21 protein-coding genes and 2 tRNA genes are annotated in these 21,200 nt (G+C 65.7%); 12 read left to right on the top strand and 11 right to left on the bottom strand.

Annotation, left to right across the window (positions count from 1 at the left end):
• Positions 1–73: 73 nt before the first annotated feature.
• Positions 74–874, bottom strand: a complete 801-nt coding sequence (locus C8J40_RS16460) for a TlyA family RNA methyltransferase (RefSeq protein ID WP_132897924.1) — start codon at positions 872–874, stop codon at positions 74–76.
• A 201-nt stretch (positions 875–1,075) separates the two neighbouring features.
• Here C8J40_RS16460 and C8J40_RS16455 point away from each other — a divergent pair, with 201 nt between their 5' ends.
• Entirely contained in the window at positions 1,076–1,747 is a 672-nt protein-coding gene (locus C8J40_RS16455; RefSeq protein WP_132897923.1) for an alpha/beta hydrolase, read from the top strand.
• 143 nt (positions 1,748–1,890) lie between these two features.
• On the opposite strand, the gene C8J40_RS20420 is transcribed toward C8J40_RS16455, so the two are convergent.
• Positions 1,891–2,058 carry a hypothetical protein gene (locus C8J40_RS20420; RefSeq protein ID WP_165911487.1) on the bottom strand — a complete coding sequence of 56 codons (168 nt, stop codon included), beginning with the start codon at positions 2,056–2,058 and terminating at the stop codon, positions 1,891–1,893.
• Positions 2,055–3,977 (bottom strand): 1-deoxy-D-xylulose-5-phosphate synthase, encoded by a 1,923-nt coding sequence (gene dxs / locus C8J40_RS16450; protein WP_132897922.1) that lies wholly within the window; start codon positions 3,975–3,977, stop codon positions 2,055–2,057. The genes C8J40_RS20420 and dxs overlap by 4 nt, the downstream gene beginning before the upstream one ends.
• Before the next feature lie 92 nt (positions 3,978–4,069).
• Between dxs and C8J40_RS16445 the strand changes: the two genes are divergently transcribed.
• Complete coding sequence (locus tag C8J40_RS16445; protein ID WP_132897921.1) at positions 4,070–4,600, top strand: GNAT family N-acetyltransferase; 531 nt, start codon at positions 4,070–4,072, stop codon at positions 4,598–4,600.
• A 128-nt stretch (positions 4,601–4,728) separates the two neighbouring features.
• On the opposite strand, the gene C8J40_RS16440 is transcribed toward C8J40_RS16445, so the two are convergent.
• Complete coding sequence (locus tag C8J40_RS16440; protein ID WP_132897920.1) at positions 4,729–5,196, bottom strand: transcriptional repressor; 468 nt, start codon at positions 5,194–5,196, stop codon at positions 4,729–4,731.
• Between the two features lie 42 nt (positions 5,197–5,238).
• On the bottom strand, positions 5,239–5,622 hold the full coding sequence (locus C8J40_RS16435; protein WP_132897919.1) for a MerC domain-containing protein: 384 nt from the start codon (positions 5,620–5,622) through the stop codon (positions 5,239–5,241).
• 312 nt (positions 5,623–5,934) lie between these two features.
• Between C8J40_RS16435 and C8J40_RS16430 the strand changes: the two genes are divergently transcribed.
• The 3 genes from C8J40_RS16430 (at position 5,935) to rpsI (ending at position 8,148) form a co-directional block, all read left to right on the top strand.
• Positions 5,935–6,987, top strand: coding sequence for a COX15/CtaA family protein (locus tag C8J40_RS16430; protein WP_132897918.1), 1,053 nt, complete (start codon positions 5,935–5,937; stop codon positions 6,985–6,987).
• A 124-nt stretch (positions 6,988–7,111) separates the two neighbouring features.
• Positions 7,112–7,591: a 50S ribosomal protein L13 gene (gene rplM / locus C8J40_RS16425; protein WP_060524218.1), complete on the top strand. Its 480-nt coding sequence runs from the start codon at positions 7,112–7,114 to the stop codon at positions 7,589–7,591.
• Entirely contained in the window at positions 7,591–8,148 is a 558-nt protein-coding gene (rpsI, locus tag C8J40_RS16420) for a 30S ribosomal protein S9 (RefSeq protein ID WP_082443995.1), read from the top strand. The genes rplM and rpsI overlap by 1 nt, the downstream gene beginning before the upstream one ends.
• Before the next feature lie 273 nt (positions 8,149–8,421).
• Here the strand turns inward: rpsI and C8J40_RS16415 are convergent, their stop codons facing one another.
• A complete protein-coding gene (locus tag C8J40_RS16415; RefSeq protein WP_132897917.1) occupies positions 8,422–9,405 on the bottom strand; it encodes a polysaccharide deacetylase family protein in 984 nt (327 codons plus the stop codon).
• Positions 9,402–11,384, bottom strand: a complete 1,983-nt coding sequence (locus tag C8J40_RS16410) for a HAMP domain-containing sensor histidine kinase (protein WP_207901251.1) — start codon at positions 11,382–11,384, stop codon at positions 9,402–9,404. Before C8J40_RS16410 ends, C8J40_RS16415 begins: the two co-directional genes overlap by 4 nt.
• Before the next feature lie 167 nt (positions 11,385–11,551).
• Between C8J40_RS16410 and C8J40_RS16405 the strand changes: the two genes are divergently transcribed.
• The gene (locus tag C8J40_RS16405) at positions 11,552–12,019 is read left to right on the top strand and encodes an Lrp/AsnC family transcriptional regulator (protein ID WP_055880606.1); all 468 of its coding nucleotides are present in this window, start codon (positions 11,552–11,554) and stop codon (positions 12,017–12,019) included.
• Positions 12,020–12,240: 221 nt separating this feature from the next.
• On the opposite strand, the gene C8J40_RS16400 is transcribed toward C8J40_RS16405, so the two are convergent.
• A complete protein-coding gene (locus C8J40_RS16400) occupies positions 12,241–13,533 on the bottom strand; it encodes a hypothetical protein (RefSeq protein ID WP_132897916.1) in 1,293 nt (430 codons plus the stop codon).
• A gap of 163 nt (positions 13,534–13,696) precedes the next feature.
• Here C8J40_RS16400 and yaaA point away from each other — a divergent pair, with 163 nt between their 5' ends.
• The 5 genes from yaaA (at position 13,697) to C8J40_RS16375 (ending at position 18,859) form a co-directional block, all read left to right on the top strand.
• Complete coding sequence (gene yaaA, locus C8J40_RS16395; protein WP_132897915.1) at positions 13,697–14,446, top strand: peroxide stress protein YaaA; 750 nt, start codon at positions 13,697–13,699, stop codon at positions 14,444–14,446.
• A complete protein-coding gene (locus C8J40_RS16390) occupies positions 14,443–15,129 on the top strand; it encodes an SDR family NAD(P)-dependent oxidoreductase (RefSeq protein WP_132897914.1) in 687 nt (228 codons plus the stop codon). The genes yaaA and C8J40_RS16390 overlap by 4 nt, the downstream gene beginning before the upstream one ends.
• A gap of 211 nt (positions 15,130–15,340) precedes the next feature.
• Positions 15,341–15,625 carry a hypothetical protein gene (locus tag C8J40_RS16385; protein WP_132897913.1) on the top strand — a complete coding sequence of 95 codons (285 nt, stop codon included), beginning with the start codon at positions 15,341–15,343 and terminating at the stop codon, positions 15,623–15,625.
• A gap of 121 nt (positions 15,626–15,746) precedes the next feature.
• Positions 15,747–18,512 (top strand): DNA gyrase subunit A, encoded by a 2,766-nt coding sequence (gene gyrA / locus C8J40_RS16380; RefSeq protein WP_132897912.1) that lies wholly within the window; start codon positions 15,747–15,749, stop codon positions 18,510–18,512.
• On the top strand, positions 18,509–18,859 hold the full coding sequence (locus tag C8J40_RS16375; protein WP_132897911.1) for a DUF952 domain-containing protein: 351 nt from the start codon (positions 18,509–18,511) through the stop codon (positions 18,857–18,859). Before gyrA ends, C8J40_RS16375 begins: the two co-directional genes overlap by 4 nt.
• A 262-nt stretch (positions 18,860–19,121) precedes the next feature.
• Here the strand turns inward: C8J40_RS16375 and C8J40_RS16370 are convergent, their stop codons facing one another.
• The 3 genes from C8J40_RS16370 to C8J40_RS16360 form a co-directional block, all read right to left on the bottom strand.
• Positions 19,122–20,072, bottom strand: a complete 951-nt coding sequence (locus tag C8J40_RS16370) for an alpha/beta hydrolase (RefSeq protein WP_243693444.1) — start codon at positions 20,070–20,072, stop codon at positions 19,122–19,124.
• A 291-nt stretch (positions 20,073–20,363) separates the two neighbouring features.
• A tRNA-Arg gene (locus C8J40_RS16365) sits at positions 20,364–20,440 on the bottom strand.
• A 50-nt stretch (positions 20,441–20,490) separates the two neighbouring features.
• Positions 20,491–20,567 (bottom strand) — tRNA-Arg (locus tag C8J40_RS16360).
• Between the two features lie 94 nt (positions 20,568–20,661).
• Between C8J40_RS16360 and C8J40_RS16355 the strand changes: the two genes are divergently transcribed.
• On the top strand, positions 20,662–21,171 hold the full coding sequence (locus tag C8J40_RS16355; RefSeq protein ID WP_132897910.1) for a hypothetical protein: 510 nt from the start codon (positions 20,662–20,664) through the stop codon (positions 21,169–21,171).
• Positions 21,172–21,200 lie beyond the last annotated feature (29 nt).

Below are 21,200 nucleotides of genomic sequence, written 5' to 3'. Positions count from 1 at the left end.
TCCGTCATCCTGACGAAAGTCAGGACCCAGAGCCAAGCAGGATCGCCCTCGGTATCCTGGGTCCTGACTTTCGTCAGGATGACGGGGGTCTTTGGGGATCCGCCGGCGCTTCCGAAACCGGTACGTCCGGTGCTGGCCCCTTGCCATGCATCGCGGCGATCAGAAATTCGACGTTACCTTCGGGGCCGGTGATCGGGCTCTCGACCACGCCCTCGACATGCCAGCCCTGCCCGGTCAGCCATGCCGCGACCTGGTCGCAGACGCGCTGGTGGATCGCGGAATCGCGGACGACGCCGCCCTTCCCCACTTCGCCGCGCCCCGCCTCGAACTGCGGCTTCACCAGCGCCATCAGCCTTGCGTCGGGTTTGGCAAAACTCATCGGCCGTTCGAGCACTTTGGCAAGCCCGATGAAGCTCGCGTCGCATACGATCAGGTCGATCGGTTCGGGAATATGCGCGGGCGTCAGAATGCGGGCGCTGGTCTGTTCGTGGACGATCACGCGGTCGTCCTGGCGTAGCGACCAGGCGAGCTGATTGGTGCCGCTATCGACCGCGTACACGCGCGTCACGCCATTCTTCAGCATGACGTCGGTGAAACCGCCCGTCGAAGAGCCTACGTCGATCGCGACCGCGTCGGTCACGTCCCAGCCGAAATGCGCAAGGCCGTGCGCGAGCTTGATCCCGCCGCGCGAAACCCAGGGGTGATCGCGTCCGCGCACGTCGAGCAGCACGTCGTCGGGAAGCGTCTGGCCGGGCTTGTCGACCTTCTTGGTCCCCGCAAAAACGAGGCCCGCCATGATAAGCGCCTGCGCGCGCGTCCGCGACTCGACAAGGCCTCTGTCGACCAGCATCTGGTCTGCCCGTATCTTTACCATGCGCGCAACTTTCCCATACCCCGCCTATCGCCCCGCGATCCGATCGCCGCAAGCTGCCTTCCTTTCGCCGCAATGCTATTGCCTACCGATCAGGTAGGATTACGTTGAGGCTTGGGAAGCGTGATCAGCCGGCGTCCCCTAGAGCGTCCCCCCGGTCACGCTTCTCACCCCGAAACGGGGCCTTGGAGAAGGAGAAGCGCTGTGGGTAGTTTCGCACCGTATGATTCCGTCCAGCCGACCATCCTGACCGTGCCGGGTCTCGGCGGATCGGGGCCTTCGCATTGGCAGACGCTGTGGGAAGACGCGCGGCCCGACACCGTGCGCGTCGAACTCGGCATGTGGAACACGCCGCACCGCAACGCCTGGGTGACGCGACTCGACGAGGCGATCCGCCGCGCGGATGCACCGGTGATCCTTGCCGCGCACAGCCTCGGCTGCCTCGCGGTGGCGTGGTGGGCCGAACTCAGCCCGCAGCCTTATGGCTGGCCGGTGGCGGGCGCGTTGCTGGTCGCGCCGGCGGATGTCGATCGCGGCGGCGCACAGGCGGAGTTGAAGGGCTTCTCACCGACGCCGCGCACCCCGCTGCCGTTCCCTTCGATCGTGGTGGCGAGCAGCGACGACCCTTGGGTCACGCCCGAGCGCGCGCACAGCATGGCGGCGGACTGGGGCAGCCACTTCGTCGATGCCGGGCCGCAGGGGCATCTGAACGCGGCAAGCGGGATCGGCTGGTGGCGCGAGGGGCAGGATCTGCTGGAGCGGGTGATCGCGGCGAGTGGCGATGGCCGGGGGCAGGCGCTGCCGCCGAGCAAGGCGCGGTCGATCCTTGCGGTGAGCGCAACGGACGCCGCACAAACGCACTACCTAGGCGGCTAAACCAACTCGTCAAAAGATGCACCACCCCGGCGAAGGCCGGGGCCCGGTTGGGGGACGTTGCTAACTGAGCGCCATCCCCCGTTACTGCGACCTCTCCAACTGGGCCCCGGCCTTCGCCGGGGTGGTGTGTTGGGGTTGGCCGCTCACGAAATACGCGAACCGTCCTGATCGAACAGTTCGGGATTCGCCGCCTGCTCGGCCTTCGCCGCTGCCAGGCCACCCCGCATCCGCCGCCACATCGCAATATTCAACGACACCATCACGATCACCGCCAAAACGATGATCACGAGGCCCTTGGTCGGCCCGGTCATGCGCGCGCTTCAGCGACCCCGCGCGAATTGTGGCGGAGCGCCTTGAGGACGGTGTCGACCAGCGCAGTCGCATCGAGACCGGCTTCGGCATACTGGACTTCGGGCTTGTCCTGATCCTGGTAGACATCAGGCAGGCGCAGCGTGCGGAGCTTGAGCCCGCCGTCGATCAGCCCTTCGTCGGACGCCATCGTCAGAACATGCGCGCCGAAGCCGCCGACCGAATTCTCCTCGATCGTCACAGCAACTTCGTGCGTGGTCAGCAGCTTGCGGATCAGGTCGACATCGAGCGGCTTGGCGAAGCGGAGATCGGCGACGGTCGTCGACAGCCCCTTGGCCTCGAGAATTTCGGCGGCCTTCAAAGCCTCCTCGAGACGCGTGCCGAGCGACAGGATCGCGACGGTCTTGCCCTCACGCACGACACGGCCCTTGCCGATTTCCAGCAACTGCGGCGTCTCGGGCAGCGCGACGCCGGTGCCGCTGCCGCGCGGATAACGGACCGCGATCGGGCCCGTGTCGTACTGCGCCGCAGTATGCGTCATGTGAACGAGTTCGGCCTCGTCCGCCGCCGCCATCACGACGAAGTTCGGGAGCGTCGCGAGATATGTGACGTCGAACGAGCCGGCATGGGTCGCGCCGTCCGCGCCGACCAGACCCGCGCGGTCGATCGCGAAACGGACCGGCAAGTTCTGGATCGCCACGTCGTGCACGACCTGGTCGTATGCACGCTGAAGGAATGTCGAATAGATCGCGCAGAACGGACGCATCCCTTGCGCGGCAAGGCCGGCGGCGAAGGTGACGCCGTGCTGCTCGGCGATGCCGACATCGAAGAACCGGTCGGGATACGCTTTGGCGAACGCGTCGAGGCCGGTGCCCGACGGCATCGCCGCGGTGATCGCACAGATCCGGTCGTCCTTGGCGGCCTCTGCGACGAGCTGCGCGCCGAACACGTTCTGGTATTGCGGCGGTCCCGGTGGCGCCTTGGTCTGGATGCCCGAGATCACGTCGAACTTCTGCACGCCGTGATACTTGTCCGCGGCGGCCTCGGCGGGGGCGTAACCCTTGCCCTTCTTGGTGACGACGTGGACGAGGATCGGGCCCTCCTCGGCATCGCGGACATTCTCTAGCACCGGGATTAGGTGTTCGAGATTATGGCCGTCGATCGGGCCGACATAATAAAAGCCGAGTTCCTCGAACAGCGTGCCGCCCATCGTCATGCCTCGGGCGAACTCGTCGGTCTTGCGCATGCCGCTGGCGATCGGTCGCGGTAGCCGCTTGGCAAGCTTACGGGCCAGATCGCGGAGGCCGAGGAACTCCCGACTCGACACGATACGACTCAGATACGCCGACAGCCCGCCGACCGGGGGGGCGATCGACATGTCGTTGTCGTTGAGAATGACGACCAGGCGGTTGCCCGCCTGCGCGGCGTTGTTCATGGCCTCGTAGGCCATGCCCGCGGACATCGCGCCGTCGCCAATCACGGCGATGCCCTTGCCGGGGGTGCCAGCGATCTTGTTGGCAACGGCAAAGCCCAGTGCGGCCGAGATCGAGGTCGAGGAATGCGCCGCGCCGAACGGGTCGTATTCACTCTCGCTGCGCTTGGTGAAGCCGCTGAGCCCGCCGCCCTGGCGCAGCGTCCGAATCCGGTCGCGACGCCCCGTCAGGATCTTGTGCGGATAGCATTGGTGACCGACGTCCCACACCAACCGGTCGCGCGGGGTATCGAACACGTAATGGATCGCGGTGGTCAGTTCGACCACGCCGAGACCCGAGCCGAGATGCCCGCCGGTGGTGCCGACCGCCGAAATCGTCTCGGTCCGCAGTTCGTCGGCAAGTTGGCGGAGCTGGTCCGGACGCAACTTGCGGAGGTCGGCGGGTGTCGAAACGGTGTCGAGCAGCGGTGTCGCAGGAAGGTCGGCCATCGGACGGGCTTAATGCAGCGCGCGTATCGTGTCGATTGTTACCGTGTCTTGACGTAGCATTCGCGCTGAAATCGCTCGGGAAGTGCACAATTATGAACTTTACGCACCGTGTTGCCGTCGCGGCGGATATTCCGGCGATCTCGGCGCTGATGGCGCGGGCGATCGGCGCGTTGCAAGGCGACTTCCTCACGCCCGCACAGGTCGAGGCGAGCCGCGCGGTGATGGGGCTCGATACGCAGTTGATCGCGGACGGGACGTATCTGTTGGTCGAGACGGAGGGGCGGCTAGCCGGGTGTGGCGGGTGGAGTCGGCGGGCGACTTTGTACGGTGGCGATCACAGTACGGGGTTGCGGGATGCGGCGTTGCTCGACCCGGCGCGCGACGCGGCGCGGATCCGGGCGATGTATACCGACCCGGATTTTACGCGGCGGGGTGTCGGGCGGTTGGTGCTGTCGGTTTGCGAAGCGGCTGCGCGCGACGTGAGGTTTGCGCGGGCGGAGATGATGGCGACGCTGGTGGGGGAGCCATTGTACCGGGCTTGCGGGTATCTGCCGATCGAGCGGATCGAGACGCCGGGAGACGTGCCGGTGCCGATGATCCGGATGGGGAAGGATCTGATGTAGAACCTAACCCCACACGTTCCGTCACTCCGGACTAGTTCCGGGGTCCACGGTTCCGCAAAATTACGTCTATCGAGTGTGCGGAACGGTGGATGCCGGAACGAGCCCGGTATGACGTAGAAGGAGCGAGGCTACTTCGCTTCGCAGTCGGCACACCGCCCGCGAACTTCGATCACCGGGCGTACTGGCGAGAAACCCGCCGCCTCCGCCGCATTCCGCACACCCTTGGTGATCGTGTCGTTATCGAGATGCGTTGTCTGGCCGCACGAGTCGCAGACCAGGAAGATGCAGTCGTGCAGGCAATCGGGATGCGCGTTGGCGACATAGGCGTTGGCGCTCTCGACCCGCCGTGCGAGGTTCGCGCCGACGAACAGGTCGAGGATGCGGTACACGCTGTTGGCGGCTACGCGGCGGCCTTCGGATTTCGAGACGGCTTCAGCAATGTCGTACGCCGACGCCGGCTTCTCGAAGCTGGCCAGCGCGGCGAACACGCTGGCGCGCATCGTGGTCCACTGCTCGCCGGCCTTTTCAAGTGTCGATTGTGCTGCGACGGTGAGGTCGGCGCCTTGCGGTTCGGTGTGGGTGTGAGCGTGCGCCATGCTGGATGAAGTAGGATGCCGGAAGGGTTCCAGCAACCCAACCTAGCTATCGGCGCGGCGGTTGAGATCGTGGCCGAATGCGAGCAGGCCGACGCCGACGATCGTCCACAACGTCTCGCCGCCGCCGCTGTCGTGCGGCAACGTCATCGCGCCCGCCATGATGCCGAGCCCGAGCGCGCCCATTGCGGCGGGCATCATATAGCCGTGGTTGAGAACGCCGCGTCCAAGCGCGAGCGCACCGAGGCCGATCGCGATCGTCAGGCCGACTTCGTGGAAGATCGGATCGAGCAGGAAACCGCCCGCCGTCGACATGAGCGCGACCAGTACGGAGGTCGCGAGGCAATGCACCATGCACAGGCCCGACAGCCCGATCGCATAGCGATCGAGGCCGGCGAAGCGGTGGGTATGCGTAGCCGAAGGCGTCATCGTCCGTCGGATATAGATGGGCAGTTGAAAGGATACAACATTACATTGCAGATTTTCTTGCGAGGAATTTTAGGTTCGTCAGGTCGGATCGCCGCCAGAGATCGCGTAGTGGCTATCCGTCGTCATCCTGACGAAAGTCAGGATCCAGAGCCTCAGGCGGCAGCGTGCGTAACTCTGAATCCTGACTTTCGTCAGGATGACGGGAGGAGCGGCAGGGCGCTACGCCCCCCACCTCCGCCGGTCCGGCAACATGAAGCAATGCCTCACCATGAAGGAATGGCGCCGGGCTGCGCAAAGGACTATCTCATCGCCATGCTTCAACCCAGTGCCGCCTTTCTCACCAAAGCCCGTCCTCGTGCGGTCGCCCTGTGGCTGTACACGGTCGCGGGCCTGATCGTCGCGATGGTCGTCATCGGCGGGATCACACGGCTGACCGAGTCGGGGCTGTCGATCACGCAGTGGAAGCCGATCAGCGGGATCATCCCGCCGCTCAACAACGCGCAGTGGCAGGTGGAGTTCGCTGCCTACAAGCGCATCCCCGAATATGCCGCGTTCAATGCTGACATGACCGTGTCCGGGTTCAAGGCGATCTTCTTCTGGGAATATCTGCACCGGCTGTGGGGCCGCGTGATCGGACTTGTGTTCGCGGTGCCGCTGATCTGGTTCGCGGTGCGCAAGCGGATCCCCGTCGGCTATGGCTGGCGGCTGTCGGCGCTGCTCGCGCTTGGTGCGTTCCAGGGCGCGATCGGCTGGTGGATGGTCGCGTCTGGGCTGTCGGTGCGGACCGACGTCAGCCATATCCGACTCGCCGTGCATCTGCTGACCGCGCTGACGATCCTCGCGGGGATCGTGTGGACCGCGCTTGACCTGATGGCGCTACACCGCAACCCGCTCGCCGCCCCTGCCGGCATGCGGCCGGTGGCGATCCTCGCGCTGGCGTTGCTGTTCGTGCAACTCGTCTATGGCGCGTTCACCGCCGGGCTCGACGCGGGCTATGCCTTCGCAAGCTGGCCGCTAATGGGCGACGGGCTGTTCCCGGCCGACGTGCCGATGGTGAACCCTGCCTGGAGCAATGCGGTCGACAACCCGATCGTCGTGCAGTTCATCCACCGCTGGTTCGCTTTCGCCGCGGCCGCCGGCTTGATCTGGCTGGCGATCAAGGCGACCAAGACCGGCAGCAGCGCAGGGTTCTTCGTCGTCGGACTGGTCACGTTGCAGATCATCCTCGGCATCGCGACGCTGATGACCGGCGTGCAGATCGACGTCGCGGTTGCGCACCAGGGCAACGCCGCACTCCTCCTGATAGCCGCGATGTTCGCCGCCCACGCAGTCGGCACCGCACCCCGCATTACGCAGCGGGTATAATAATACCCGTCAGGAAACCGGCAGAAAGCTTGACTTGAAGCCCCCCTTTCAGCATTAGGCCGGCATTCGCGCTGCGGGGCCTCCCCTTGGTGCGCTTGCATTCAATCTGGAAGGTCTAACGCCCATGAAGGCGCTCATGAAGACCACCAAGTCGGCAAAGCCGGCTGAGGTGGAGAAGCAGTGGCATATCGTCGACGCGGAAGGTCTCGTCGTCGGCCGTGCCGCATCGATTATCGCCAACGTCCTGCGCGGCAAGCACAAGGTGTCGTTCACCCCGCATGTCGATTGCGGTGACAACGTCGTCGTGATCAACGCCGACAAGATCCGCTTCACCGGCAACAAGGCCGCGAAGAAGATCTATTACAAGCACACCGGTTACGCCGGCGGCATCAAGGGCATCACTGCCGCCAAGGTCCTCGATGGCCGCTTCCCGGAGCGCGTTCTTGAAAAGGCTGTCGAGCGCATGATCCCGCGCGGTCCGCTGGGTCGTGAGCAGATGCGCAACCTGCGTATCTTCAAGGGTACCGAGCATCCGCACGAGGCACAGAACCCTGCCGTGCTCGACATCGGCAGCATGAACCGCAAGAACAAGGTGGGCGCATAATGTCCGACAACCGCCAGTCGCTCGCCGATCTCGCGAGCCTGACCAACCAGCCCGCGCCGGCTGCCCCCGCCGAGCAGGCTCTGCCGACCAGCGAAGGCGATCTCGCCGCACCGGTCTCGAACGAGCCAGTCCGCGAGCCGATGCCGCTGCGCGAGCAGATCCTCGACAAGCAGGGTCGCGCCTATGCGACCGGCCGTCGTAAGGACGCCGTCGCCCGCGTCTGGGTCAAGCCCGGCACCGGCAAGATCACGATCAACGGTCGTGACCAGGAAGTGTATTTCGCACGTCCGACGCTGCGTCTCGTCATCAACCAGGTGTTCGGGATCACCGAGCGCGAAGGTCAGTACGACGTCGTCTGCACCGTCAAGGGTGGTGGTCTTTCGGGCCAGGCCGGCGCGGTCAAGCACGGCATCAGCCAGGCCCTGACCCGCTTCGAGCCGGTGCTGCGCGCATCGGTCAAGGCAGCAGGCTTCCTGACCCGCGACAGCCGCGTCGTCGAGCGCAAGAAGTACGGCAAGGCGAAGGCCCGTCGTAGCTTCCAGTTCTCGAAGCGCTAATCTCGCTTTCAGTATCTGCGTATCAGAAGGGCGGTCCGGCAACGGGCCGCCCTATTTCGTTTTGGGCATTGGTGCAGGGCGACATCGTTCTCCCCCGCACAGGAGTCCAAGATAGAAAGCGGCGTCTGCGGCGATCCTCCCCCGCCAGGGGGGGGTGGCTGGCTCTTGCCAGACGGAGGGGGAGGTAAGGAAAACCGCTGTTCCGTGTCCCCCCTCCGTCACCTGCGGCGCCACCTCCCACTTGCGGGGGAGGATCGTTCCGATACGCTCAGCTCATCCCAGCGCGGCTATAATCTCGGAGAGCGAGGCGTTGTGGATACCGCGGCGGTCGAATTCGTCGAGCATCGTCGTCCACCATGCATGAAAGCGCTTCAGGTCGGCGGCATCGCGAACATAGGGGGTGTTACCCGGCGCCAATGACGGCGAGTGGAATGACAGGTTGAACAGCCGCAACCCCTCGCCCGCCGCGACCGCAACCGCCTCCAGCGCAGCCTCGATCGGCATGTCCTCGGGCGTCAGCACGATCCGCGACAACAGGCGCGCGCGCGCGAATACCCCCCTGCCCTTCGGTAGGCGGCCTAGCGCAGTGTACAGCCTGCCGCCGCCCCTTCGCGCGCGGCCGGTGAAAACGGTGGTTAGCGGCAGTTCGACGATACCGCCTTCGCGATACGCTCCGGCATCCGCCAGCGAGAAGTCCGGACCGCCATCGCCGCTATAATCGTAGCCGGGGCGGATCGAGCTATCGATCCGGTAGCCGAGCCCTGCAAGCAGTTCGAAACTGTTCGGGCCGATGCCATAGCGACCAGCGCGATACGCACGCGGGGCGGTGCCGAACGCGGTCTTGATCGCGGCCGTGAGCGTCTCAAGCTTGGCCGCCTCCAGCGTCCGCGGCAGGTTGCCCGCGTAGCTTGACGCCGATGTCGCCACCTCCTCGAACGGCGGATTGACCCAGGCGTGCAACTGCGTGCCGATCTCCGACCGCCCATCTTCGAGGACGCGCGACAGGACCGCCACCGAAGCGGGATCGGTGGCGATCGGGTGGTCGACCATGCAGTTGAGCGCGACACCGCGCTCCGCGAACCGACGGTGCGCGTCGGGAAACGCCGCCATCGCGGTCGTCGCGCGGTTGCGGCGATCGAGCGGCGCGCGCCAGTCGAACTCTTCCTCGACGTCCACGAAGACAGTGAAGCGGGTACCAAAATCCTCCGGCCAGATCACCCGCTGCGCGTCGGTTGGCCGCGGCGGGCGGTAGGTCACCGCTGGTCGTCGGCGGTGCGCTCCGCTTCCGCGACATCGGCGGTCGGGCACTCCGCTTCCACGATATCGGCAGCGGGAAGTTGCAGCGTCAGGCGTTCCGCGCCGATCGTCAGGACGCCGCCGAGTTCTACCGCGAGATTCTGCGCGAGACGCAGCGCGAAGCCGGTGCCGAGTAGTGGTGCGCCGTCGTTCTCCTGTTCGGCGTCGATGCTGAGCAGCACGTCGGTCGCATGCGCAGCGAGCGCGGCGGGGCGATCGAACTCGATCGTGATCGTGTCGCCCACCGGCCGCACGACGATCCCGAGTTGCTCGCCCTGGCGCCCGGCCGACACCAGCGCGGCGAGCAGGCGACCGACCAGCCGCTCGACCGCGCGATCGTCGCCCAGGATAGCGCAGTCGCTCGCAGCCATCGCCACCGACAAGCTCGCCCCGCGCAATGCGGCGAGCGGCTGGAGGTCCGTGGTGACGCGGTCGAGCAACGCACGGACCGGCACTGTCGTCAGTCGCAGATCGAGCGCATGGCCTTCGATCCGCGCCGCCGTATCAAGATCGTCGATCGCGGCGAGCAGGTCGCCCGCCTGCGTCCGAATCGCTGTCGCGCGGTCGCGATACGTCGGCGAGACGGGGCCGAGCAGCTGCGTCTCGATCAGCTCGGCGAACCCGGCGATCGCATTGGTCGGCGTGCGCAGTTCGTGGACCAGTTGTCGGAGCGAATCGGCGACCGGCGACGATGCGGGCTTTGCCGGCGCCGCGGTCTCGTCGCGACGTGGCCGGCGCGCGGTGCCGCGGAAGCCGATGAAGCGGCCGGATGCATGTTCGAACGCAGGCACGCCCGACAGCCGCCACGATCCGAACGCGTCCGACAGCCCGCCGACCTCGAGCCGCGCGTCGCTGAACCGTGAACGACGACGGAATGCGCCGGCCGCGACGCCATCGAGATGCGCCTCGCCCTGTTGCGCGGCATAGGCGAGCGACACGCCGATCAGCGCGGAGCGGGCGACGCCATCGACCATCCGGATGACGCCTTGCGCGTCGGTTTCGAAGCGGAAGCCCTCGATCTCGGCCGCCGCGGGTGTTGGCGTGGCGGCGTCGACGGTGCGGTCGCGATTGAACGCCTCGATCCGTGCGACGAGGTCAGATATTTCGAAGCGGTCTGCTGGCGCGGGTTCAGCCGGTTCAGCGACGGCCGCTTCCGTCTCGGCGAGCTTGGCGTGGCGAAACGCCTCGGCGACGAACGGAAGGCCGCGGGCGACCGCGCCGAGCGCCATGAACGGGGTTTCGCTAAGGGGGGTTTCGCTGGGAGGCGCGGAATAGAGCGACGGTTCGGGTGCCCCGGCGAAGGGCGTGTCGACCGACGGTGTGTCGAACACTTCGACAACCGGCTCTTCAGCTCTAGGCAGCGCTTCAGCTGAAGGCGCCTCTTCAGCCACAGTCGGCTCTTCGATCGGCGCTGGCTCGATAGCGATCGGCTCTGCAACGATCCGCTCGGCTTCGACAGGCTCGGGCTCGGCCGGCGCATCGGGTTGCGGCAGCACGAAGTCGGTGGGACCGAAGCTCTGCAAGCCACGTTGGACCGATGCGGGCAAGTCGCGGCGATGGCGCAACACCGAACGGCTAGCCGGCGTTAGCCGCGGCAAGATCGCCAGCCATTCGTCAGGCTCCAGAGTCGCGGTCCGCAGCACCGGTGCGGCAATCGCCAGCGCATCCTCGGCGAAGAACCCGACCAGGTTCGCATCGGGCCGGGCGAACGCGAGCGCGCGGGCACTGGCGGCACGAACCTCGACCGGCACCGCCTGGCGCAACAGCCGCAACCGCGCGATCGCCGGTTCATCGACCGCCGTCCGCCCGCGGCCCATCAGGTCGACCAGTTGCCGCCACGCGGATTGCGCGCCGAAACCGGTGGCCATGTCGGCAGCGAGGATCGTCTTCAGGCTATCGTCGAACCGCACATCGTTCCCCGGCTTCGGTGGGCGTACCACGCTCTCCGTACCGATTCCTTAACGCCGCCGACTCATCGAAGGAACAATCCATTTTGGTGCGGATCCGGGTTCGTCGCATAGTGGGACAATTGCGTTTTACCGCAACAATCTTATCGCTATGAGGAATGAATCGCTTGGTTTGCGATGCCTATCGGGAGTTGCGTGAAATGAGTTTTGACCGGATCGATCGGCAGATCCTGTCGCTGTTGCAGGCCGACGGTCGAATGACCAATGTCGACCTGGCCGACCAGGTGGGGCTTACCGCCCCGCCCTGCCTGCGCCGCGTCCGCGCGCTCGAAGAGGCAGGCGCGATCCGTGGCTATCACGCCGATCTCGATGCAAGCCGACTGGGCTTTCCGATCACGGTGTTTGCCATGGTCTCGTTGCGCAGCCAGGCCGAGCACGACCTCGCGGCGTTCGAGCATCATATCGCGGATATTCCTGAGATTCGGGAATGCCACATGCTCAATGGCGAGATCGATTTCATCCTGAAGATCGTCGCGGCGGATCTGAAGAGCTTCCAGGAAATCCTGACGACGCATCTGACGCCGGCGCCGAACGTGGCGAGCGTGAAGACGTCGCTGACGATCCGGACGGCCAAGGCGCTGTCGGGGATACCGGTGGTGGTGGACTAGGCTACGACTTCGATCCTCCCCTGCAAGGGGAGGTGGCTGGCGCTTGCCAGACGGAGGGGTGACACCCTCTCGATCGCGCGACACCCCCCGTCAGTTCTGCGGACTGCCACCTCCCCTGACGAGGCCGTGACAGGGGAGGATCGAGCTTCGAAGCTCCCATTCTCAAACAAAAACGGGGCGGCATCGCTGCCACCCCGTTCTTTAGCCAGAGACCGGACCGCTTACGCAGCCGGTGCGCCGAGCCAAGTCGTCCACAGGTTCGCGATGTCCGCCTTGGGCGATGCCTTCACCGCCGAGAACGCCGTCGCCGCGCCCGCCTTGTCGCCCGAGCGCGCAAGCGCGATGCCAAGATGCAGGTTCACGTCATCCGCGTCGATGCCGCCCTTGGTCAGAGCCAAACGATAGAGTTCGATCGACTTCGTGTAGTTGTTCTGACCGAGATACGCATCTGCCGTACCCGCGGCGAGCTTGCCGTTCGGGGCCGTCGCAGCGCGCTTTTCGAGACCCGACAAGGGGCCGTCCGCCGCGATGTTCTTGGTCGCATCTGCGAGCAGACCCTTGGCCATCGTGTTCGACGCCGGGATCTTGCCCGAGGCGAGACCTTCCTTGATCACTGCCTGCGCTTCGCTCGGCAGGCCGCGACGGTTCACGCTGTCCGCATATTGCAGATAGTCGGTCTGGTCGGCCAGCGAGTTGGTCGCGCGCATCAGGCGGAAAATGTCGACCTTCTGCGGTTCGTCGAGCGTGATCAACGCGTCCTTCTGGATGCCCGACAGGATCAATACGTCACGCCAGTTCTTGGCCGACGGATACGCGGTGATCCACTTCTTGAGCCACGCCATCGTCTCTGGCTTGCGCTTGGCTGCGTACGACTTGGCGATCGCGTAGCGGTAATATTCCTCCGGCGCCTTTTGGCCCGATGCGGTCATCTGCGTGATCGCGGCATCGAGATCGGCAGTGGCGCCAGCGACGTCACCGCTATCCATCTTCGCCTTGATGATCTGCAACGACAGGTTGGGATCGGTGTAGCCGAGTTCCTTCGCCTTCGAGAAATACTGAAGTGCGATCGGATACTGCTTGCCGTTGAACGCCAGCGCACCGCGGCGATAAGCATAGCGACCACGATCCGCGGCGGGCGTCGCCGGGTTGGCGATCAGCGCGTCGAGCGGCGTGGCGAGAGTCGTCTCGTTGATCGGTGCGTTGGGGTTGGTGGTCTGCGCAGCGACGAGCTTCTCCGACTCAAGCTGGTACCGGAGCGCGGCACCGATATACTTCTCGTAATCGGTCTTCGCGGCGGCATCGATCTGGTCGATCGCGGTCTGCGCGGTCGGGTAATCCTTGGCCGCCAGCGCGGTCTGCGCGGCGAGGCCGGGCTTCTGGACTTCGGGGCTGAGCTTAACCGTCGGAGCGGCGTCAGCCTTCTTGTCCTTGGCGAAGGCGGGCGTGGTGATCGCCATGCTGCTTGCGCCGGTCGCGAACGCCGCAACCAGTGCAAGCTTGGAAATGGTCTTCATGCGGAAACTCTCCCTCTGCGTCGGCCCGCTTACGTAAGTGGCGCGCCGCGACGCTATATGGTCCGTGGTGCATACGTTCAAGCAAGCGGTCCGGATCCCCTGCCTGCAAATTAGCTGGTGAACGTCGATTGAACGCGCTTACGGCGGTCGCTAGATCGCGAGAATGATCGCTGTCCTTTCGCCCGCCAAGACGCTCGATTACGAGAGCGCACTGCCCAAGCTCGAGCCGACTACGCCGCGGTTTGCCGACGAGGCGAAAACGCTGGCACACGCTGCCGCGCATCTGACGCAGAAGAAGCTGTCGGAACTGATGCACATCTCGCCCGCGCTGGCGAAACTCAACGCCGACCGGTTCCGCGATTTCGACACGCTGCCCGAGCGCCCGGCGATGTTCGCGTTCGCAGGCGACGTCTATACCGGGTTGGAAGCGAAGACGCTTGACGAGGCGGCGGTGGATTACGCGCAGGATCACGTGCGAATGCTGTCTGGGCTCTACGGTCTGTTGCGGCCGCTCGATCTGATGCGGCCTTATCGACTGGAGATGGGCACGCGCTGGGCGCCGCGGAAGACGAAACTGACCGAATGGTGGGGCGATCGGATCGCCAAGCTGCTCGCGGACGACGTCGAGGCGGAGGGATCGGGGACGATCCTGAATCTTGCCAGCCAGGAATATTGGGCGGCGGCGGACGGCAAGCTGCCCTCCTCGATACGCGTCGTCGCGATCGACTTCCGCGAGGGCGAGGCGCAGAAGTTCGTCAGCTTCCACGCGAAGAAAGCCCGCGGCATGGTTGCGCGGTGGCTGGTCGAGCACCGCGTCGACGACATTGAGGGGATCAAGGGATTCGACAGCGACGGCTACGCCTATGACGCGACGGGCAGCAGCGACGCGCAGTTCCGGTTCGTGCGCAAGTGAGCAGCGCGGTCGTCATCGGCGCCTCGGGCGGGATCGGCAAGGCGCTGGAAGAGGCGCTGATTGAGGAAGGGGCTTTCGACAAGGTCTACGGGTTTGCGCGGTCCGAAAGCGGAGACCGGCATCTCGACTTGGAGGACGAGGCGAGCATTGCGGCGGCGGCTTTGCGGGTCGGGTCGCCGACGCTGGTGATCGTCGCGACGGGGTTGCTGCACGACGGCGACAAGGGGCCTGAGAAGGCGATGCGCGAGCTCGATCCGGTGTGGATGGCACGCAACTTCGCGATCAATGCGATCGGGCCGGCGCTTGTGGCGAAGCACTTCCTGCCGACGATGCCGAAGGCGGGGCGGATCGTGTTCGCGGTGCTGTCGGCGCGGGTGGGCAGCATCGGCGATAACAAGCTCGGCGGCTGGTATGGCTATCGTGCCTCGAAGGCGGCGCTGAACCAGTTGGTGAAGACGATCGCGATCGAGGACAAGCGGCGGAACTCCAGCGGGATCGTCGTGGGGTTGCATCCGGGGACGGTCGACACCGGTTTGTCGAAGCCGTTCCATGGTAATGTGACGCCTGGCAACCTATTCAAGCCGGACCGCGCGGCGGTGCAGTTGCTCGACGTCATCGACGGACTCCGAGCGCCGGACAGCGGTAAACTGTTCGCCTGGGACGGTGTCGAGGTCACGCCTTAGTCGCTGTTCTTCTGCGCACGCAGGAGCCCAGGATACCAAACGCTACCGCCGGCAACCCTGGACTCCTGCTTGCGCAGGAGAACCGAGCTTGCAACGCACACCGCCTCCCCCGCGCATGACGTGGATTTCACCTGCCTGCCACACTCCGTTCAGGTCTCCCGGCGCAGTCTCTCCGCATCGTCCACCAAGGCCGAAACGAGAGGATACCCGCATGAAGAAGTCCCTCCCCCTCGCGATCCTCGCCGGCGCCGCGCTTCTGTCCGGAACTGCCGCCGTCGCCGCGACGCAGGCGCAGACCAAGACCGTCCAGCCGAAGACCGTCGCGACGCACACCACCACCACCAAGACCACCACGCCGATGGGCAACACCAAGGTCGCCAAGCGCACCACGACCGTCGCCAAGGGCCGCATGGTCACCACCAAGCTCGCCAACGGCAAGACCGTCACGTACAATTGCTCGCTCGCCGGCAACAAGACCAAGACCGCCTGCAAATAAGCCCGAAATTAACGATGAAACTACTGTCCCTCGCGTGCGTACGCGTGCGCGGGGGTAGTAAGGCCCACCCCCCTCGGCTAAGGTGTGTCACAACACCGCAACAAGCCGAAAGCGTTCAGATTTGACCGACGAGACCATACTCGCCGAACCCCAGGGCGGCGAGCCCGCCGGCATCGCCACGATCTCGATCGTCGACGAGATGAAGTCGAGCTATCTCGACTATGCGATGAGCGTCATCGTCGCGCGCGCGCTGCCCGACGTCCGCGACGGCCTGAAGCCCGTCCACCGCCGCATCCTGTACGGCGCGCACGAAAGCGGCTTCGTCGCCGGCAAGCCCTACCGCAAGTCCGCGCGCATCGTCGGCGACGTGATGGGTAAATACCATCCGCACGGCGACAGCTCGATCTACGACGCGTTGGCCCGCATGACGCAGGACTGGTCGATGCGCGTGCCGCTGATCGACGGCCAGGGTAACTTCGGCTCGATGGATCCCGATCCACCCGCAGCGATGCGCTACACCGAGGCGCGTCTCGGCAAGGTGGCGAACGCGCTGCTCGGCGATCTCGACAAGGACACGGTCGACTTCACGCCCAACTATGACGGCTCCGAGCGCGAGCCTTCGGTGTTGCCGGCGCGCTTCCCGAACCTGCTGGTCAACGGCGCGGGCGGCATCGCGGTCGGCATGGCGACCAACATCCCGCCGCACAATCTCGGCGAAGTCATCGCCGCGTGCCTCGCCTATATGGACAATGGCGCGATCACGACCGAGGAACTGTTCGAGATCGTCCCCGGTCCCGACTTCCCGACCGGCGCGATCATCCTCGGCCGCGCGGGCGCCAAGTCGGCGTACGAGACCGGCCGCGGCTCGATCATCGTCCGCTCGCGCCACATCGTAGAGGAGGGCAAGGGCGACCGTCGCTCGATCGTGCTCACCGAGATCCCGTTCCAGACCGGCAAGAACGGCCTGGTCGAGAAGATCGCCGAAGCCGCCAAGGACAAGCGGATCGAAGGCGTCAGCGACATCCGCGACGAATCGAGCCGCATGGGCGTCCGCATCGTCATCGACCTGAAGCGCGACGCGACCGTCGACGTGGTGCTCAACCAGCTCTGGCGGCACACGCCCGCGCAGTCGAGCTTCCCCGCCAACATGCTGGCGATCCGCGGCGGCCGCCCCGAGCTGCTCAACCTGCGCGACATCATCGGCGCGTTCATCACGTTCCGCGAGCAGGTCATCACGCGGCGATCCAAGTTCGAACTCGCCAAGGCTAGAGAGCGCGCGCACCTGTTGCTCGGCCTCGTCATCGCGGTCACCAATCTCGACGAAGTCGTCAAGGTCATCCGTGGATCGTCGAGCCCCGCCGAAGCGCGCGGCAAGCTGCTCGCCCGCGAATGGCCGGTCGAGGAGATCGCGCCGTACATCGCGCTGGTCGAGGCGGTCGAGGACAAGCAGGCCGACGGTATCTACAAGCTGTCCGAGCCTCAGGTCCGCGCGATCCTCGATCTCCGCCTGCACCGCCTCACGCTGCTCGGCCGCGACGAGATCGGCGACGAGCTGAAGGCACTGGCCGCCACGATTGGCGAGCTGCTCCACATCCTCGGCGACCGTGCTAAGCTGTACGAAGTGATGCGTGGCGAGCTGATCGCGATCCGCGACGAATTCGCCACCCCGCGCCGCTCCGAGATCGCCGCCGCCGCCAACGGCATCGACGACGAGGACCTGATCGAGCGCGAGGACATGGTCGTCACCGTGACCATGCAGGGCTATATCAAGCGCACCAGCCTCGACACGTTCCGCGCGCAGGCGCGTGGCGGCAAGGGTCGCGCGGGCATGTCGACGAAGGACGAGGACGTCGTCACCGAGCTGTTCGTCACCTCGACGCACACCCCGGTGCTGTTCTTCTCGAACCTCGGCAAGGTCTATCGCTACAAGGTCTGGCGCCTGCCCGAGGGTGGCCCCGCCACGCGTGGCCGTCCGATGATCAACCTGCTGCCGCTGGCACCGGGCGAGACGATCTCGACCGTGCTCCCGCTGCCGGAGGATCTCAGCGAGTGGAGCCGCTTGCACGTGATGTTCGCGACGCAGCGCGGGCTCGTGCGCCGCAACGCGATGGATGCGTTCACCAACGTGCCGTCGAACGGCAAGATCGCGATGCGCTTCGAGGAGGGTTCCGAGGACAAGCTGATCGGCGTTGCGCTACTCAGTGAGCATGACGACATCCTGCTCGCCACCAAGCTCGGCAAGGCGATCCGCTTCGCCGGTGACGACGTCCGCGAATTCCAGAGCCGGACGTCGACCGGCGTGCGCGGTGTCACGCTGAAGGGCGACGACGAGGTCATCTCGCTGTCGGTCCTGCACCGTGTCGGCGCGACGCCCGAGGAGCGCGAGACGTACCTCAAGTTCGCACCGTGGAAGGGCGAGCGCGAGGGCGATCACGGCATGGGCGCCGACCGCTACAACGATCTCAAGGACCGCGAGCAGTTCATCCTGACGGTCTGCGAGAACGGCTATGGCAAGCTGTCGAGCGCCTACGACTATCGCCGCACCGGTCGCGGTGGCCAGGGCATCACCAACATCGACAACATCGCGCGCAACGGCCCGGTGGTGGCGAGCTTTGCCGCGGCGAAGGGCCATCAGCTGATGCTGGTGACCAACCAGGCGAAACTGATCCGCACGACGCTGGCGTCGCTCCGCGTCATCAGCCGCAACTCGGCTGGCGTGAAGCTGTTCGACGTGGCGAAGGGCGAACACGTCGTCTCGGCCGCGCGGATCGAGGAAACCGAGGAAGACGCCGAGATCAACCTGGCGGATGCCGTGCCAGAGGTCGCTCCGGACACCGGCGCCACGATCGGCGAGGACGACGCAGCAGGCCCGGAGGACGGCGAATGAGCCGCGATCCGATCGCGTACAAGGTGCTGACGGGGGAGCAACTGGCGACCTTGGAAAGCGGGAGCTTTGCGGGCGCGCCGGTGGATGTCGCCGATGGTTATATCCACTTGTCCACCGCCGAGCAGCTGACGGAGACGGTCGACAAGCACTTCGCCGGTCAGTCGGACCTGCACGTCGCGGCGATCGACCTCGAAGCGCTCGGCGACGACGTGAAGTGGGAAGAGTCGCGCGGGGGACAGCTGTTCCCGCACATCTACGGCGGGCCGTTGTTGCTGGAAGTCGTGCTGTCTTACGGTCCTCTGGAACGCGACGACACGGGCAAGGTGAAGCTCCCCGTCGCGGGCTAGTCTGTTTCCCCGCGAAGGCGGGGACCCAGACTGGGCTCCCGCCTTCGCGGGAGAACAAGGAAGCGGGAGCTCGAGTTTGTTGCGGGCGTGTCGACTCCAACACCACCATGACGAAGGAACACCACCCCGGCGAAGGCCGGGGCCCAGGTGGGGATGGTAGCTAATCGAGCGCATCGCTCCATTACATCGACCTTTCCAACTGGGCCCCGGCCTTCGCCGGGGTGGTACTATGTCGGTTAGGTTGGTCTGTTTGCCCTCCCCCTCACCCCGCCGCGAACGCAGCCCTCACAAACCGCGCACAAGCCTCCGGCGCCGTCACCGGGATCATGTGCCCGCCTTCGATCGTATCGATCTTCGCCCCCGGGATAGCCGCCGCCGTCCGGTGGCCGTTATACGCAGGATCGAGGATCGCATCCTGCCGCCCGAACAGGATCCGGGTCGGCACGCCAATCTCGCCATAGCGCTCGACCATCGGCGTCAGATCGTCGTTCACGCCGCCCAGATCCGCCGCCGCCGCCGCGATCGCGATCGGCCGCTGCGAAAGCGCACCACCGCCGCGAATCGCGAAATCCTCGGGCACCGCCTCGGGCGCGAAAATACCTTCGAGCGTCTTTGCAGAGGTCAGCCGGCTCAGCGGCGTCCCGATGATCTGTGCAAACCCGCGACGCGCCCCCGCCGGCACACGTGCGAGGCCACGGAAGCTCTCCGGCACCTCTTCCTGCGGTCGGGTCAGCGGCGCGATCAGCGCGAGCGCGCGGACCAGGTGCGGATGGTCCAGCCCGACCGCCAAGCCGATCGCGCCGCCAAGCGAATGCCCGACGAGCAACGGCCGATCGAGCCCGAGCTTCTGGATGAAGTCGGCGATGATCGCGCCCTGCGCGACGATCCCCGGCGTCGTGTTGCCGGTCGCGGTCGAATAGCCCGAGCCCGGCCGGTCGACGACGATCACGCGGTAGTCGTCCTTGAGCAGGTCGACGAGCGCGTAGCTGAAGTTCCGCAACTGCCCGCCAAGGCCGTGCACCATGACGATCGCTGGCCCCGACCCCACATCGATATAGTGGAGCCGGGCGCCCGCGACATCGAGGAAGCGCCCCTCCGCAGGCACCAGTTCCTCAGCGCGCCGCGCGACCCGGCTAGAATAGAGCGACAGCGCGATCCCCGACACCGCCGCGAGCAGCGCGCCACCGATCAATCCCTTGCCCGTCCGCCTCATCACCATCTCCTTCACTTCGCTTGTGCCCCGAACGCGCAACCAAGTCCAAAGTCGCAACACTATCGAGGAGCTCGCCGCCCGCGTCGAACGCCTGACCTACGAAGGCGGTGCGCCCGCAGATAGACAAGCTCGCACGATACCGGACACGACCGCCAGGCAAAGCCCGCATTACGGTCGATCGACAGAAGGGCGGAATGATGCACGTGCTCGTACAGATGGGCACTCGACGCGACGCGACGCCGCAATTGCTCGATCGCATCGCCGCGTGGCCGAAAACCCGATGATGAAGAATGGTGCACCCAGAGCGATTCGAACGCCCGACCCTCAGATTCGTAGTCTGATGCTCTATCCAGCTGAGCTATGGGTGCATCGCCGTCCCGTGACCGGTTCGACAAGCCCGCTATGAAGCGGAAAATCCTGGTGCACCCAGAGCGATTCGAACGCCCGACCCTCAGATTCGTAGTCTGATGCTCTATCCAGCTGAGCTATGGGTGCACTGGAGCGGCGCTGATAGCAGGCATTTTCGGGCGCGCAAGGGTTTGCCGCGAGAAAGTTGTGCACGAACGCTTGGCGGCATAGAGCGGCAAGCATGAAACACGCCTCTTCGCTCCGCTTCGCATCGTTCGCGCTGGTCCTCGCAACCGGTGCCTGCAGCGAGGATCCGAACACCTATCCGTCGCTCGGGAAGCGCCCGGTCGAGAAGCTGGGATTTGCCGAGCCCGAGGTGAAGGCCGCGGCAGCGGCCCCCGATCCCGCGCTCGACAAGGACATTGCGGCGATCTCGGGCAAGCTCGATGCCATCACGACCGGTTTTGCGCGCGATGCGGCGAAGGCGGAGACGCTGACACGATCGGCGCGCGGTGCAGCGGTCGGCAGCGACGCGTGGATTACCGCACAGACCGCCCTGGCGGGTCTAGACGACTGGCGTGCGCAGGGCTCGTCATTGGTGACGGATATCGAGGCGCTGGCGACCGATCGTGCGGCAAAGTTGCAGCCGGATTATCCGGCGCTGGCGGCGATCCGCACGAAGGCGCAGGCGGAGAGCGATCGTCAGGGCGCTACGATCACCCGCATCCAGGCAAGCATGCCGTCAGCGTAGCGTACGCTCTCAATCCTCCCCCGCCAGGG

Source organism: Sphingomonas sp. PP-CC-3A-396, assembly GCF_004343105.1.
Lineage (GTDB): Bacteria > Pseudomonadota > Alphaproteobacteria > Sphingomonadales > Sphingomonadaceae > Sphingomonas.
Note: the sequence above shows the minus strand (reverse complement) of the source record. Positions and strands in the feature narration are given on the sequence as shown.

Excerpts from the sequence above, each read along its gene's own strand:
- C8J40_RS16370 (WP_243693444.1), bottom strand. The coding sequence starts at position 20,072 with ATGAGGCGGACGGGCAAGGGATTGATCGGTGGCGCGCTGCTCGCGGCG.
- C8J40_RS16445 (WP_132897921.1), top strand. The coding sequence starts at position 4,070 with ATGAACTTTACGCACCGTGTTGCCGTCGCGGCGGATATTCCGGCGATC.
- C8J40_RS16385 (WP_132897913.1), top strand. The coding sequence starts at position 15,341 with ATGAAGAAGTCCCTCCCCCTCGCGATCCTCGCCGGCGCCGCGCTTCTG.
- C8J40_RS16440 (WP_132897920.1), bottom strand. The coding sequence starts at position 5,196 with ATGGCGCACGCTCACACCCACACCGAACCGCAAGGCGCCGACCTCACC.
- C8J40_RS16400 (WP_132897916.1), bottom strand. The coding sequence starts at position 13,533 with ATGAAGACCATTTCCAAGCTTGCACTGGTTGCGGCGTTCGCGACCGGC.
- rplM (WP_060524218.1), top strand. The coding sequence starts at position 7,112 with ATGAAGGCGCTCATGAAGACCACCAAGTCGGCAAAGCCGGCTGAGGTG.
- C8J40_RS20420 (WP_165911487.1), bottom strand. The coding sequence starts at position 2,058 with ATGACCGGGCCGACCAAGGGCCTCGTGATCATCGTTTTGGCGGTGATC.
- C8J40_RS16375 (WP_132897911.1), top strand. The coding sequence starts at position 18,509 with ATGAGCCGCGATCCGATCGCGTACAAGGTGCTGACGGGGGAGCAACTG.
- dxs (WP_132897922.1), bottom strand. The coding sequence starts at position 3,977 with ATGGCCGACCTTCCTGCGACACCGCTGCTCGACACCGTTTCGACACCC.
- rpsI (WP_082443995.1), top strand. The coding sequence starts at position 7,591 with ATGTCCGACAACCGCCAGTCGCTCGCCGATCTCGCGAGCCTGACCAAC.
- C8J40_RS16435 (WP_132897919.1), bottom strand. The coding sequence starts at position 5,622 with ATGACGCCTTCGGCTACGCATACCCACCGCTTCGCCGGCCTCGATCGC.
- C8J40_RS16430 (WP_132897918.1), top strand. The coding sequence starts at position 5,935 with ATGCTTCAACCCAGTGCCGCCTTTCTCACCAAAGCCCGTCCTCGTGCG.
- C8J40_RS16405 (WP_055880606.1), top strand. The coding sequence starts at position 11,552 with ATGAGTTTTGACCGGATCGATCGGCAGATCCTGTCGCTGTTGCAGGCC.
- C8J40_RS16355 (WP_132897910.1), top strand. The coding sequence starts at position 20,662 with ATGAAACACGCCTCTTCGCTCCGCTTCGCATCGTTCGCGCTGGTCCTC.
- C8J40_RS16460 (WP_132897924.1), bottom strand. The coding sequence starts at position 874 with ATGGTAAAGATACGGGCAGACCAGATGCTGGTCGACAGAGGCCTTGTC.
- yaaA (WP_132897915.1), top strand. The coding sequence starts at position 13,697 with ATGATCGCTGTCCTTTCGCCCGCCAAGACGCTCGATTACGAGAGCGCA.